The sequence below is a fragment of the Ochrobactrum sp. PL_is483 genome (genome assembly GCF_055816855.1).
Map to the genome: position 1 here is coordinate 247,136 of NZ_JBVPGS010000038.1, position 13,182 is coordinate 260,317.

The following is a 13,182-nucleotide window of genomic DNA, read 5'->3' on the forward strand; positions in this document are numbered from 1 at the left end:
GGATGGAAAACCGGTTTCCACTTTTCCCTGGAATTGCTTTATTTCGCTGCCATGCGCAGTGCGCCGTCCAAACGGATGACTTCACCGTTGAGCATCTGGTTTTCCACGATATGGCGGGCAAGAGCCGCATATTCCTCGGGGCGTCCAAGGCGCGGCGGGAAGGGCACAGAAGCGCCGAGCGCATCCTGCACTTCCTGCGGCATGCCGGCCATCATCGGTGTGGCAAAAATTCCGGGCGCAATGGTCACGACGCGGATGCCGTGACGCGCAAGTTCGCGGGCGACCGGCAAGGTCATTGCAGCAACGCCCCCCTTGGAAGCGGAATAGGCAGCTTGGCCGATCTGGCCGTCAAAGGCTGCAACCGAGGCGGTATTGATGATGACGCCGCGCTCCCCACCTTCACCGGGTTCGTTCCTTGCCATGGCTTCGGCGGCAAGGCGCAGCATATTGAACGTACCGATCAGATTGATCGAAATTGCGCGCGCGAAGCTTTCCAGTTTATGCGCGCCGTCGCGACCGAGAACCTTTTCGCCGGGCGCCACACCGGCACAATTGACGAGCACATCGACGCGCCCGAAAGCGTCAAGCGCGGCGGCAATAGCTGCTTTGCCATCCGCGTCGCTGGTAACATCGGTGCGGTGAAACTTTGCAGCCGCACCAAGTGCTTTGGCTTGGGTATCTCCTGCTTCCGCATTCACATCAAGAAGCACGACCTTGCTACCGGCATCGACGGCCATTTTCGCAACCGCGGCACCGAGGCCAGAACCGGCGCCGGTAATCAGAAATACCCGATCCTTAATCTGCATATTCTTGTCCTCAGGCCTTCGTTTGTTGCTGTTTGTCGATTTCTGCCTTGCGCAGGAGAAACCGTTGAATTTTTCCACTTGGCGTCTTGGGAAGTTCACTCAGAAAATCGATTTCACGCGGATAGGCATGGGCGGAGAGCCGTTTCTTTACATGTGATGCCAGCTCATCCTTCAGTTCCTGAGTACCTTCGAAACCAGGCGCAAGGATAACGAATGCCTTCACAATTTCCGTTCGTTGCGGATCCGGTACACCCACAACGGCCGCTTCATTGACGGCTGCATGTTCGAGAAGGGCGCTTTCCACGTCGAACGGTCCAATGCGATAACCGGAAGATGTTATAACGTCATCAGCACGACCGATGAAGCTGATGGAACCATCCGGCTCGAATTCCACGGTGTCTCCAGTGCGATAGTAACCGCCCGCAATGGCTGGCGTTTCTTGGCGGTAATAACCGGAAAACCAGAGAAGCGGCGATTTTGCTATATCGACGGCAAGAATGCCGGGCTGGTTTGGACCAAGTTCATTGCTCTGTTCGTCCAGAACCGCGATGCGATAACCCGGCATGGCGTAACCAGCAGAACCGTGTCGAACGGCGTGCTCTAGGCCATGATGATTGTTCACGACCATGCCGAGTTCGGTCTGGCCGTAATGATCATAAATAGGTGCATCGAGATGTGCATCGAACCAGCGAATAACCTCCGGGTTAAGCGGTTCTCCGGCACTCGAAACGACGCGCAATCGGCCTTTGACGCGCTTGGCTGCTTCCGGTCCTTCTGCCATAAGCAGCCGGAAAGCCGTCGGCGATCCCGCGAGGCTCGTAACACCGAGGCGCTCAATAATGTCGTAGGTGCTTTCCGCGGTAAAGCCGCCTTCATACAGTGTGGTTGCCATGCCAAGCTGCAACGGTCCTGTCACTGCATAATAAAGACCATATGCCCAGCCCGGGTCGGCAATATTCCAGAAAACATCGTCAGAACGCAGACCAATGGCGTCGCGCATATAGGCGGCGAATGCCATCAGCGCATAAAGCGGGACTGGCACGCCTTTTGGAAGACCAGCCGTACCCGAGGTCGACATCATCATGAACAGATCGCTGCCAGTACGAAGTACCGGGGGGCAGTCAACCGAAGCGGACGCAGTCGCTTCGCGAAAATCGATGTCACCGGCTGGCAGGCTTTCACCGGCTGCGAGGACGGTAGCGACGTTGGGGCAGTTTTCGACTTCTGAAAGCTTGGCGCGATTGGCCGTGTTGGTGACGACCAGTTTTGCACTGCTGGTTTTCAGCCGGTGTTCGATCGCTTTCGGGCCAAAGGCAGTGAAAAGCGGCTGATAGACAGCCCCGATACGCCACGCGCCGAGAATGGTTGCAATGAGTTCTGGCGTGCGCGGCAACAGACCCGCGACGACATCGCCAGCGCCGACCCCTGCATCTTTCAACATGTTTCCGACACGAGCGGCCATGTCGCGCAACTGTTCGAAGGTGAATTCGGAAAGTTCGCCATTGGCTGCAATAGCGCGCAGAGCTACCCGGTTATCGCCAGTATGCCGATCGCAGCATTCAACACAGGCATTGATGCCGGTTTCAGGATTGCCGTGAAGCTTTGCGATAGCATCTTCAATGCGAAATTGCGCAACGGCATCATCATAACGCGCCAGTCGCGCTGAAACGGGCGTTTCAGTCATCCAGTACAACCTCCCTGACCGCCACCTCCTCGTGGCCAACCATGCCTAAAGGTTAATCCGTTGGGCATTGCAAACAATGACATTAGATGCATTAATGTGTGATCGATTTTACAATAAGAACCTGCATGGAACGCCATAATATTGCGCCGGGCTTTGTTGAGGATGCGCTGGAAAGCGTGCGTATCCGGGGGATAGATACAGCTCCCTTGATGGCAAAGATCGGTCTTCCGGAAACAGTGACCGAACCTGTAACCAATGTGGAATACGGCCGCCTGTGGTGGCTGATTGCCGAAACTATCGATGACGAATTCTTTGGCCTTGCGGCTAGGCCCATGCGTCCCGGCAGCTTCAATCTTCTTTGTCATGCTGTACTGCATGCAGGCACGCTGGAACGTGCCTTGCGCCGGGCCTTGCAGTTTCTCAATGTCGTACTGGATGATCCGCATGGCGAATTGCGCATTCGCGACGGTATGGCCTATATCGTTCTGACCGATGCAGGCCCCCCGCGACCGGCCTTTGCTTATCGTGCCTATTGGCTGATCCTGATGGGGGTGGCTTGCTGGCTGATCGGACGGCGCATTCCATTGCGGACACTTGATTTTGCTTGTCCAGCGCCGGTTCATCGGCAGGACTATCATAAGTTTTTCGGGGCGCCGGTCCTGTTCGACCAGCCGGTGACGCGACTGGTTTTTTCTTCGTCCTATCTGTCGCTGCCGATCATTCGCAGCGATGTGGCGCTGGAAAGTTTTCTGCGTGAGGCTCCAGCCAATATTTTGATCCGTTATCGCCACGATAACGATCTGTCAGCCAGAGTGCGCGCGCAGCTGAATGCCTTGCCAATTGCAGACTGGCCGTCCTTCGAAGAACTTGCAGTCTGGCTGGGCATGTCCGTACCGACCTTGCGGCGCAGGCTGCGGGGGGAGGGGCAGAGTTTCGGCACGATCAAGGATGAGTTGCGTTTCGTGGCGGCCGAAAGGCTTCTGCAGGAAAATCGCTTAAGTGTAGCGGAAGTTGCCGCCGAACTCGGCTACAGTGAACCGAGCGCCTTTTATCGCGCATTTCATAAATGGATGGGGCAAAGCCCGGGGCGGTTTCGAACCATACAGCAGGAAGAATAAAAAATGCCGGGCGCAAGGCCCGGCATCTCTTTGCCTGGGAGGCTGTATCAGTCTTCCCTGATCATGCTGTCCTTACTGGTATCGCGCATGCGCAGGTAAACGATCAGGGATATGCCGATCATAACGGTGACATACCAGTAAAAGCCGCGTTCCCAACCGCCATTCTTGAAGCTCAGCGCAACGTATTCGGCAGTCCCACCAAAGAGGGTATTGGCCAGCGCATAGGGCAGCGCCACGCCGAGTGCACGAATGTGTGCCGGGAAAAGTTCCGCCTTCACCACAGCGTTGATGGAAGTGTAGCCGGTGACGATGACCAGTGCGCCCATGACCAGCAAACCGGCCGTGATCGGGTCGCGGGTCTGTTCGAGCGTCGTGAAGATCGGGTAGGTGAATAGAACACCGGCCGCGCCGAAAGCAATCATCAGCGGCTTGCGGCCGATCTTGTCCGACAAAGCGCCGGCGACAGGCTGCAGACACATGAAGACGAACAATGTGACGGCGTTGATCTGGCTTGCCACTTCACGGCTGAACCCCGAGGTGTTCACCAGAAACTTCTGCATGTAGATCGAGTATGCGTAGAAGGCGAGCGTACCGCCAGCGGTCAGAAGCATGACGAGAGCGGTTTCCTTGGGATGGTGCTTGATAAGCGCCCAGAAACCGGATTTTGGTGCGTCCTTGGCTTTTGCATTCTTGAAGCTCTCGGTTTCCGCAAGGCCGCGACGCAGCCAAAACACGACAACCGCGAGCAGTGCGCCGATGAAGAACGGAATACGCCAGCCCCAGGACTCCAGCGCCGAAGTTTCCATGGTCGACTGAAGCACGATCAGAAGCAGGATTGCGAGAAGCTGCCCCGAAATGAGCGTGACATACTGGAAGGAAGAGAAGAAGCCGCGACGATCCTTGCCTGCCATCTCCGAGAGATAGGTGGCGCTTGCGCCGTATTCACCGCCGACCGACAGGCCCTGCATCAAACGTGCGAGCACGAGGAGGGCAGGGGCTGCAAGGCCAATGGTCTGGTAGTCCGGCGTTAGTGCGATAATCAGCGAGCCTGCACACATCAGCGTCACAGACAACGCCAGCCCTGCCTTGCGGCCCTTGCGATCTGCATAAATGCCCATGATCCAAGCACCGATAGGGCGCATGACGAAACCGACCGCAAAGACTGCGGCCGCGCTCATGAGCTGGGCGGTCTGGTTATCGGACGGGAAGAAGTGCGGTGCAAAATAGAGCGCAAATGCTGCATAGACATACCAGTCGAACCATTCGACCAGATTGCCGGTCGAGCCGCCGATAATAGATTTCAGCCGTCCGTTGGTGCTTCGCACGTCACTCCGTTCGTTTGTAATTGAGACCATGGTTGCTCCTTCAAATCTCTCGATTTTTGAATTTCACCCTTTGTTTGGAAACCGGATCGGCGAAACGGTTTCGGGGTGTTTTTCCATCGCCTCAACTCGTCTCTGCACCTCCTTTTTAGATCGTGAGAGAAGGGCTGTACGGCGCTGGTGAATATTCTCAGTCCGCGCTCCGCCCAAGCTTCGAACACGCAATATCAGCGATCCGGTCGATAAGGGCGGTCTCGGAAATTGATTGCGGTGTTGGTGCTGTGTTGAAGTTGGTCACGGCTAAATTCCTCCCTTCGAAACTCCCTATTTCGAAGTGGCGCTAACATGCTGCAGGGGAGGAAACATCGCCAGAGAGAAGGGTTAAAAATTTTTAAACAGTTGAAATAAAAAGAATTTTCTCAATTCTCGTCATAATTTCCCGGAAAGTCTGTGCAAGATTCTGCGTGACTCTTCGTCCAGGTTTGCATAAATCGGCACAAATGAAGACGCTGCCGAAGATCGCAAAGCTCACTTTGGTTGCCCTCGCTTTCTTGCTGTCACTTGGCGTGTGGTTTTCCGCCGGGCTGTGGGCTGAACGCGGGGCGTTTGATCGTCTTCGTGAGGATGCGACGCTTATAGCGCGTCAACAGACCCGTCTGATCGACAGCGAACTGGCGAAGTTCCGGTTGCTGCCCGTCGTTTTGAAGGAATACAGCGATCTGCGCGATGTGCTCGCCGGTGGCTCGCAGGATGCCACCAAGCGTCTCAATCAGAAACTGGAGCTGGTGGCACATCAGATCGGGTCACCAATCATCTATGTCATAGCGCGGGATGGTACTGTTATCGCGTCCTCGAACGCCGACACACCAGAGAGTTTCGTAGGACGTAATTATTATTTCCGCCCTTATTTCAAGGGTGCGATGGCGGCGGGCTCAGCTGAATATTATGCCATAGGCGACCTGAGCGGGCGCTTTGGTCTGTTCCTGGCGCGGCGTATTGGCGATGAGGCTGATCCTGTCGGTGTGGTCGTGATAAAATTCGAGTTTCACAGGCTGGTTCAGACATGGTCCAACGATCCCGGGCAAACCTTCGTTGTTGATCCCCGCGGCATCATACTCGCCTCTACGGATAAGTTCGAAGATCTGCGTTCGTTTCAGCCGATATCAACCACAGAACGCACGCGGATCATTGAAAGCGGGCAGTTCAATGCTGCTGATATGAAACCGAGCAGTTATCGGTTTGCACCGGAAGGAATGATGATCGGGCCTTCCGGCGCATATTCAATCGCTGTCGATGAGCCTATTGCAGGAACGGCGCTGAAACTGGTCCATATAGAACCAACGGGACCAGCACTGCGCGCCGCAAACGATCTTGCGCGTCTGGTGACGGTGGCGGCGGTGCTCGTTTTCGTCATATTAGCCGGGAGCATTTATTGGCGGATAAGCCGCGCGGCGCGTGCTGCGGCTTATCGCTACGAGCTCGAAAGTGCGGTAGAGGAGCGCACGGCGGCATTAAGTGCTGAAATGGCGGAACGGGAACTGGCCGACAAGCGCTTTCGCGATGCCCGGGAAGAGCTTGCCCAGGCGAACCGGCTCGCCTCACTTGGATCAATCACCGCAGGGCTGGTGCATGAAATCAACCAGCCGGTGGCGACCATTCGGACACTTGCGGAAAACGCGCAGCATCATCTGGCGAACGGGAAGCTCGACAAGGTTGCCAGCAACCTTAATACGTCCGTGGAGCTCACGGCTCGTATAGGTTCCATCACGCAGGAGATGCGTCGGTTTGCCCGCCGCCGGAGCGGTATTGTTCGCCCACTTCCGCTGAACGAGCTGGTGGATGGCACAATGCTGCTGATGGGGGACAGATTCCGGAACGCCAATGTCAGACTGGATATACCCGAGCGGTCCGACATGGTGATACTTGCCTGCCGCATCCGATCCGAGCAGGTGCTGGTGAACCTGTTGCAGAATGCATTGGATGCGGTGGCGACCAGCCAAAATCCTCACGTTGCATTCAGCATCCGGGAGGAAGGGGATCAAATTTCCCTTGTCGTGGACGATAATGGCAAGGGGATTGAGCTCGAGCTGGCCGATGAGATCTTCAGCCCCTTTGTAACCGGAAAAGCGGATGGGCTTGGACTGGGACTGGGCATTGCAAGAGACCTCATGACTGAAATGGAAGGAACATTGCATGTCGTTCCATCGCAGCTTGGCGGGGCGGCTTTTTCCGCCACTTTAAAGCGGGCAAAGAAGGAGGGACACTGTGATGGAAAGTGAGCCTTTGCGGGTGATGCTGGTCGACGATGATGCGGCATTTCGTACGGCCCTGGCCGATTCTTTTGAGATCGCAGGTCTCGATATTGAGGCGCATGGCGACGGGCAGTCGGCTTTGAGCAGTCTGACGCCCGATTATCCGGGGATCGTCGTAACCGATATTCGCATGCCGCGCGTCGATGGACATGCGGTGATGGAAGCATTGCTGGCACGCGACCCGGAACTGCCGGTCATTTTGATGACCGGACACGGCGACATTGGAATGGCCGTGGCATCTCTCAAAAAGGGCGCGTTCGATTTTATCGCCAAGCCGTTCGCCGCCGATCATCTCATATCGAGCGTGCGCCGCGCACTGGAAATGCGCCGACTGGTATTGGAAAATCGTCGCCTCCGCCGGGCGGCGGCAGATGCCGAGCAGGATTATCCCTTGCTTGGCGAAACGCCGGTGATGATGCGGTTGCGCGATACGACCCGCCAGCTTGCCAGCGTCGATGTCGATGTGTTGATCGAAGGCGAAACCGGTACAGGCAAGGAACTGGTGGCCCGCCTTTTGCACCGCTGGAGTGCGCGCCATGCACGCGGTTTCGTAGCCATCGATTGTGCGGCTTTGCCTGATGCAATAGCAGACGAAGTGCTGTTCGGCAGTCGCATCCAGCGTGGAAGAATAGCGGATGCAGACCGGGGCACGTTGTTTCTTGACGAGATAGACAGCATGTCGCCAGCTGTTCAGGGTAAGCTCCTCCGGGTTGTAGAAGAGCGTGAACTGCCCTCGCTTTCGGGTGAGCCGCGTGCAGTGAATCTAAGGATCATCGCGGCTGCGAAGGGAAATCTGGAAGAAGCCGTGGCCTCCGGTCGCTTTCGTTCGGATCTGTTCTATCGCCTTGAAACGGTGAGACTCCGTGTTCCACCGCTGCGTGAGCGGCGGAAGGATATCGGTTTGCTTTTCTCCTATTTTCTTGATGAAGCAGCAACCCGGTTTGGCCGACCGCGACCGCCCATCGATGCAGCGATGGAAGCAAAGCTCAATTCAGACGAATGGTCAGGAAATGTCCGCGAGTTGCGCAACTACGCCAAACAAGTCGTGCTGGGACTGCATCACGATCCTATCGCGGAACCCAACCCGCCTTCATTGTCGGAGCAGATGGATCGTTTTGAGGAAAGTGTCATTCGTGCGACGCTGGACCGTTTCAGCGGGGACGTTGGCGCCGCAGCCGAGCTGTTGCGATTGCCGCGCCGAAGCCTCTATGCCCGTCTGCAAAAGCTTGCCATTGATGCATCGACTTTCAGGAAGCGTGATTGAAATTTCGTGTAGTCGTTCAGACAGCACGTCGCTACTGCCGCTTTCCGAATGCCGAGCTGAATATATCTAATGTGCTGCGGCTGAACGCTGGCGGCTGATCCATGCAGCGCCGATATTTCCGTGCAGAAAACCGTTCGAGAGCGGTACGTCGGGATAGATTTTTCGCAAGCGCGCTGCCCCTTCATCTGGACTTATTACCTGTTTCAGGACCTCATCATGGATGCGGGCCACTGCCACCATATCGCAATCCTGGGGTGACAATCTGAAACGCTTGATCCCTGCATCTTGAAGGTCGGGCAGATCCTCAATCAACGACTGACAGGTATGAGAGAGCGTTTGCACACCGTTGAGAGCCAGGAAGGGTTGGCTGTCCAGTGTCTTGACTGGCAGCCCGTCCGGTTCCTCACCGCATACGAATTGACAATTGTCCTTTATATGGCCCTTGGACCGGGCATGCGCGCAACGGGCTGAAATGGCGAGCGGCACGCGTCCGAACGTGAATATCTCGAAAGCAATATCCGGTGCAGCTTTGACAATCTCCCGGATAGAGCTGATCGGCAACTCGGGCGGAAGACAAATCGACTGCGCGCCGCGGGCGGCGAGAACCTTGGCGGTTGCTGCATTATAAACATTGACCAGCGGACCGACCATGTGCGGCACACCGGACAACAGTCCCAACGCAGACAGGTCGTTCGCCTCAACAGGCAATGTCGCTTCCCTGATTGTTTGACGGACCTGTTTTGCTTCGCGCTCAAGCATGACCAGTGCCAGCGAACCCAGGCTCACTATCTTTCCTGCCCGCTGAAGCCGCTCTGTCACTGCGTCCATATAAGGCGTGAGGAAATGGAACCGCTTGGAACAGACGATTTCACCGACCGTCACATTGGTAATTGGCGCTTCGTCGGCGATACGGAAGTAAAAATCGCGCCATTTCGGGCCATCCCACAAAAAGAGAACGGGGCCGAGGCTGAGGCTCGCTGCTGACATGTCTATCTCCAGCGTTTGTCGTAAGCGCCTGAAGTCGTCTGCTGGCCTTCGCTCAGCAGTCGCAGACGCGAAAGCAAGGCTGCGCGGCTTTCAGGAGACGCAGCTAGTGTCTGACGCAGCGTGGATACGACCTCGCCAACATAAGCCTTGCCGCGCTGGCGTCCTTCAATCTTGAGCGCCGAGACACCCGCCGCCCGCAACTCGTCAATATGGTTCATGACGTCAAGTGAAACGGGGTCTTCGAAAGCATAACCTTGCTCATCTGCAATGTTGAACCGACCCTTGCAAAGCGTCGGGTAGCCGGTGGGTTCCCCCACTGGAAAACGATTGATCGTGTATTCGCCGAGTTCGGAAACCAGTTCCTGCCCATCCTGCCGGTAGCGGACATGGCTGGCCGGCGAACAAACGCCGTTCATGTTGGGTGATCTGCCCGTTGCGTAAGAAGACAGCGAGCAGCGCCCTTCCGCCATCACGCATAATCCGCCGAATACGAAGACCTCCATCTCGCAAGCGATCTTGCGGCCCAGTTTCGCAATGTCGGGGATTGTCAGAACGCGGGGCAGCACGACACGCTTTGCCTTGAACGCATCCACGAGAAACTGGATTGCGTCTGCATTGGAAGCGGAAGCCTGTACGGATACATGAAGCCGCTGCGTGGGATGTTTCTCGGCCGTATAGGCCATCAGTCCAAAATCAGCGAGGATTACAGCATCGGCGCCGAGAGCCGAGGCATCGTCAACGGCCCGATACCAGATGTGTTCATCGCCCGCGCGCATGAACGTGTTGATGGCAACGAAGACCTGCGTTTTGCGGGAATGGGCGAACTGGATTGCGTCTCTTAGCTCATCGCGATTGAAGTTAAGGCCGGGAAAATTACGCGCATTCGTTTCGTCGCGAAAACCACAATAAACGGCATCTGCGCCAGCACCTACCGCTTCGCGTAAGGCCGACGGCGTGCCTGCAGGGCAGATCAGTTCCATCCGGCAGTTTCCTCGCCCAAGGCTTTGCTTCGCACATAATTTGCGATTCCGCGCACCATCGGCGCAAATGGCCCCGCGCTTGTGCCGAGATCGGACGGAAGATCGATGTTGCAATCATCCAGCGCGTTGCGAAGCGCGAGCATGGCTTCCATGTCGCCCGTCACGGTAATATCCCGCGAGAAGAACAGCGCGTCCCCATCCAGTTTGCCCTCCAGGAGCGCAAGCAACATAACCAGCGGCCCTTCGATGCCCGCATCGGCCAATGTCGCCTCATCATCGCGCACGATCGTGATGCGCGGCTTGTCCGGCTCGATCACAAAAGCGAACGGTATGTCGGACGGGTGAAAACGGAAACGCTTCGTCGCATAATCCCCGAGACGTTCGAAGAGACCGGGGTGGGCGCGCATCACGTGAAAGAAAATGCGCGAGACAAACGGGGCGATCAGAAACGGCGGAACAAGCCGGGCTGGAACAGCCACAGCCGAGGGTATTTTCATCATCATCCAGCTCCGGTGAGCCTTACAAGGTGCAACCAGAACTAGGCGATTCATTACAAGGACAGTTTGATCCAGATCAAAGACGGCGAAAGAATTCGATATTCAAGAATGGGCTATGAAAATATCCCAATCCTTTCCCCCTTATTACGACTGCCTGCAAAGCTTCTTGTTGGAGCTTGAACGACGCAACGATCTGGTCAGGATCAGGCGTCCGGTATCGCTCGTCCAAGAGATAACAGAAATCCATAAACGAGTGCTTGAGAATGATGGTCCGGCGTTGCTTTTCGAGAAGCCCGTCGAAGCAGATGGGCGCCAGCACTCGATACCTTTGGTAGCTAACCTTTTTGGCTCCAGGCGGCGTATTGCTTTGGGGCTTGGCCGTTCTGCCGAAGAGATTCCCGACCTTGCCGAGATGCTTGCGGAACTGCGTGCGCCCAAAGCGCCGCGTTCGGCAGGCGAAATATGGAGCAAGCTGCCTTTGGCAAAGGCCGCATTGAACATGCGCCCCCGTCATGTCCGACATGCGCCGGCACAGGAAAAGATACTGGAAGACGAAGCCGCCAATCTTGATCTCCTGCCGATCCAGTGGTGTTGGGCGGGCGAGCCGGCACCGCTTGTAACCTGGCCGCTGGTCATCACACAGGCACCGGACGATCCATCCGATGTCAATGTCGGAATTTATCGAATGCAGAAGCTTGGACATGACAAGCTCATCATGCGCTGGCTTGCCCATCGGGGCGGCGCACGCCATCACCGCATGTGGCAACGTCGCGGCGAGGATATGCCTGTTGCCGTTGCCATCGGGGTCGACCCGGCGACAATCCTTGCAGCCGTCATGCCCTTGCCTGAAGGGATGAGCGAACTTGCCTTTTCAGGCCTGCTTGCCGGACGGAGGCCCCCGGTGGTCGATGCGCGCACCGTGCCGCTTTGCGTGCCCGCCAATGCCGAGATCATTTTGGAGGGACGGGTTTGCACATCTGCTACCGCTCCGGAGGGACCGTATGGGGATCACACCGGCTACTACAACAGTGTCGAGGAATTTCCGGTCATGCAGGTGACGGCGATCACCATGCGGAAGAATCCCGTCTATCTGTCGACCTACACGGGCCGCCCGCCAGATGAGCCCTCAAGGCTTGGCGAAGTGATGAACGAACTGTTCGTGCCGATTGTGCGAAAACAGTTCCCGGAAATCGTCGATCTGTGGCTTCCCCCGGCAGCATGTTCCTACCGCGCAATGGTGGTTTCGATCGACAAGCGCTACCCCGGTCAGGCGCGGCGCGTCATGATGGGACTTTGGTCCATGCTGCCGCAGTTCAGCTACACGAAGCTCATAATCGCGGTCGATCCCGATATAAACATCCGCAATTGGGATGACGTCATGTGGGCGCTTGCCACTCGTTTCGATGCTAGCCGCGATGTCGTTACGTTGACCGACACGCCAGTGGATTATCTCGACTTCGCATCGCCGCGTTCGGGTCTGGGCGGAAAGCTTGGACTTGATGCGACCAACAAGATCGGCACTGAAACCGAACGGGAATGGGGCGCTGTGCTGAAGATGAGCAATGATGTGATTGCTCGCGTGGATGCGATGTGGAGCGAGCTGGGATTGGATAAGGAAAACATGCGGTGAAACGGGTTGTTGTTGGCATTTCCGGCGCATCGGGCGCTCTCATCCCGCTCAAGCTGCTTGAGCAGCTTTCAGTCTTAAGTGATGTCGAGACCCATTTGGTTGTGTCGGACGCCGCTCAGCAGACTTTGCGGCACGAGTTGGGTCCTGATGGTTTTGCACTTCTGCACAGGCTTGCGAACAGAAGCTATTCTGTCGGCGACATAGGTGCTCTGATCGCGAGTGGATCAGTCGCAACCGCTGGTATGATCATTGCGCCGTGCTCCATGCGGACACTCGCAGCGATCGCAACGGGGCACAGCGACAGCCTGTTAACCCGCGCTGCTGACGTTCATCTGAAGGAACGACGCAAGCTGGTGCTCATCGCACGAGAAACTCCGCTGCATCTGGTCCATCTGCGCAATATGTGCACGGTGACCGAATTGGGGGCGATTGTGATGCCGCCGGTTCCAGCCTTTTACTTCAAACCACAATCGGTCGACGAGGTGGCCGATCAGATCGCGGCGCGCGCCATCGATCTGATCGGTATTGGTGAAAAGAAATCGGGAAGCTGGGCGGGTATACCAGCCGTCCGATAACAGCGTG

11 protein-coding genes are annotated in these 13,182 nt (G+C 56.5%); 5 read left to right on the forward strand and 6 right to left on the reverse strand.

Annotated features, from left to right (window positions below; genetic code table 11):
* Positions 1-38 precede the first annotated feature (38 nt).
* Both AC0TNJ_RS16840 and AC0TNJ_RS16845 read right to left on the reverse strand, forming a co-directional pair.
* The gene (locus AC0TNJ_RS16840) at positions 39-806 is read right to left on the reverse strand and encodes a 3-hydroxyacyl-CoA dehydrogenase (RefSeq protein ID WP_473771761.1); all 768 of its coding nucleotides are present in this window, start codon (positions 804-806) and stop codon (positions 39-41) included.
* A gap of 10 nt (positions 807-816) precedes the next feature.
* Complete coding sequence (locus AC0TNJ_RS16845; RefSeq protein WP_473771762.1) at positions 817-2,490, reverse strand: acyl-CoA synthetase; 1,674 nt, start codon at positions 2,488-2,490, stop codon at positions 817-819.
* A gap of 125 nt (positions 2,491-2,615) precedes the next feature.
* Here AC0TNJ_RS16845 and AC0TNJ_RS16850 point away from each other — a divergent pair, with 125 nt between their 5' ends.
* Positions 2,616-3,608 carry an AraC family transcriptional regulator gene (locus AC0TNJ_RS16850; RefSeq protein WP_473771763.1) on the forward strand — a complete coding sequence of 331 codons (993 nt, stop codon included), beginning with the start codon at positions 2,616-2,618 and terminating at the stop codon, positions 3,606-3,608.
* A gap of 47 nt (positions 3,609-3,655) precedes the next feature.
* On the opposite strand, the gene AC0TNJ_RS16855 is transcribed toward AC0TNJ_RS16850, so the two are convergent.
* Complete coding sequence (locus tag AC0TNJ_RS16855) at positions 3,656-4,963, reverse strand: MFS transporter (protein WP_473771764.1); 1,308 nt, start codon at positions 4,961-4,963, stop codon at positions 3,656-3,658.
* A gap of 467 nt (positions 4,964-5,430) precedes the next feature.
* Between AC0TNJ_RS16855 and AC0TNJ_RS16860 the strand changes: the two genes are divergently transcribed.
* Together AC0TNJ_RS16860 and AC0TNJ_RS16865 are read left to right on the forward strand one after the other, a co-directional pair.
* Positions 5,431-7,209: a sensor histidine kinase gene (locus AC0TNJ_RS16860; protein WP_473771765.1), complete on the forward strand. Its 1,779-nt coding sequence runs from the start codon at positions 5,431-5,433 to the stop codon at positions 7,207-7,209.
* On the forward strand, positions 7,199-8,506 hold the full coding sequence (locus AC0TNJ_RS16865) for a sigma-54-dependent transcriptional regulator (RefSeq protein WP_473771766.1): 1,308 nt from the start codon (positions 7,199-7,201) through the stop codon (positions 8,504-8,506). The genes AC0TNJ_RS16860 and AC0TNJ_RS16865 overlap by 11 nt, the downstream gene beginning before the upstream one ends.
* Positions 8,507-8,572: 66 nt before the next feature.
* Here the strand turns inward: AC0TNJ_RS16865 and ubiV are convergent, their stop codons facing one another.
* From ubiV to ubiT, 3 genes are read right to left on the reverse strand one after another with little or no spacing between them, the layout of a single operon-like run.
* Positions 8,573-9,493 carry a ubiquinone anaerobic biosynthesis protein UbiV gene (gene ubiV, locus AC0TNJ_RS16870; protein ID WP_473771767.1) on the reverse strand — a complete coding sequence of 307 codons (921 nt, stop codon included), beginning with the start codon at positions 9,491-9,493 and terminating at the stop codon, positions 8,573-8,575.
* Positions 9,494-9,495: 2 nt separating this feature from the next.
* Positions 9,496-10,473, reverse strand: a complete 978-nt coding sequence (gene ubiU, locus AC0TNJ_RS16875; RefSeq protein WP_122001025.1) for a ubiquinone anaerobic biosynthesis protein UbiU — start codon at positions 10,471-10,473, stop codon at positions 9,496-9,498.
* Positions 10,464-10,973: a ubiquinone anaerobic biosynthesis accessory factor UbiT gene (gene ubiT / locus AC0TNJ_RS16880; protein ID WP_473768300.1), complete on the reverse strand. Its 510-nt coding sequence runs from the start codon at positions 10,971-10,973 to the stop codon at positions 10,464-10,466. Before ubiT ends, ubiU begins: the two co-directional genes overlap by 10 nt.
* 112 nt (positions 10,974-11,085) lie before the next feature.
* Between ubiT and AC0TNJ_RS16885 the strand changes: the two genes are divergently transcribed.
* Both AC0TNJ_RS16885 and AC0TNJ_RS16890 read left to right on the forward strand, forming a co-directional pair.
* Complete coding sequence (locus AC0TNJ_RS16885) at positions 11,086-12,600, forward strand: UbiD family decarboxylase (RefSeq protein ID WP_473771768.1); 1,515 nt, start codon at positions 11,086-11,088, stop codon at positions 12,598-12,600.
* Complete coding sequence (locus AC0TNJ_RS16890) at positions 12,597-13,175, forward strand: UbiX family flavin prenyltransferase (protein ID WP_473771769.1); 579 nt, start codon at positions 12,597-12,599, stop codon at positions 13,173-13,175. Before AC0TNJ_RS16885 ends, AC0TNJ_RS16890 begins: the two co-directional genes overlap by 4 nt.
* Positions 13,176-13,182 lie beyond the last annotated feature (7 nt).

Coding starts and splice junctions, on each gene's coding strand:
- AC0TNJ_RS16865 (WP_473771766.1), top strand. CDS start 7,199: ATGGAAAGTGAGCCTTTGCGGGTGATGCTGGTCGACGATGATGCGGCA.
- AC0TNJ_RS16855 (WP_473771764.1), bottom strand. CDS start 4,963: ATGGTCTCAATTACAAACGAACGGAGTGACGTGCGAAGCACCAACGGA.
- AC0TNJ_RS16850 (WP_473771763.1), top strand. CDS start 2,616: ATGGAACGCCATAATATTGCGCCGGGCTTTGTTGAGGATGCGCTGGAA.
- AC0TNJ_RS16845 (WP_473771762.1), bottom strand. CDS start 2,490: ATGACTGAAACGCCCGTTTCAGCGCGACTGGCGCGTTATGATGATGCC.
- ubiT (WP_473768300.1), bottom strand. CDS start 10,973: ATGATGAAAATACCCTCGGCTGTGGCTGTTCCAGCCCGGCTTGTTCCG.
- ubiU (WP_122001025.1), bottom strand. CDS start 10,473: ATGGAACTGATCTGCCCTGCAGGCACGCCGTCGGCCTTACGCGAAGCG.
- ubiV (WP_473771767.1), bottom strand. CDS start 9,493: ATGTCAGCAGCGAGCCTCAGCCTCGGCCCCGTTCTCTTTTTGTGGGAT.
- AC0TNJ_RS16840 (WP_473771761.1), bottom strand. CDS start 806: ATGCAGATTAAGGATCGGGTATTTCTGATTACCGGCGCCGGTTCTGGC.
- AC0TNJ_RS16885 (WP_473771768.1), top strand. CDS start 11,086: ATGAAAATATCCCAATCCTTTCCCCCTTATTACGACTGCCTGCAAAGC.
- AC0TNJ_RS16860 (WP_473771765.1), top strand. CDS start 5,431: ATGAAGACGCTGCCGAAGATCGCAAAGCTCACTTTGGTTGCCCTCGCT.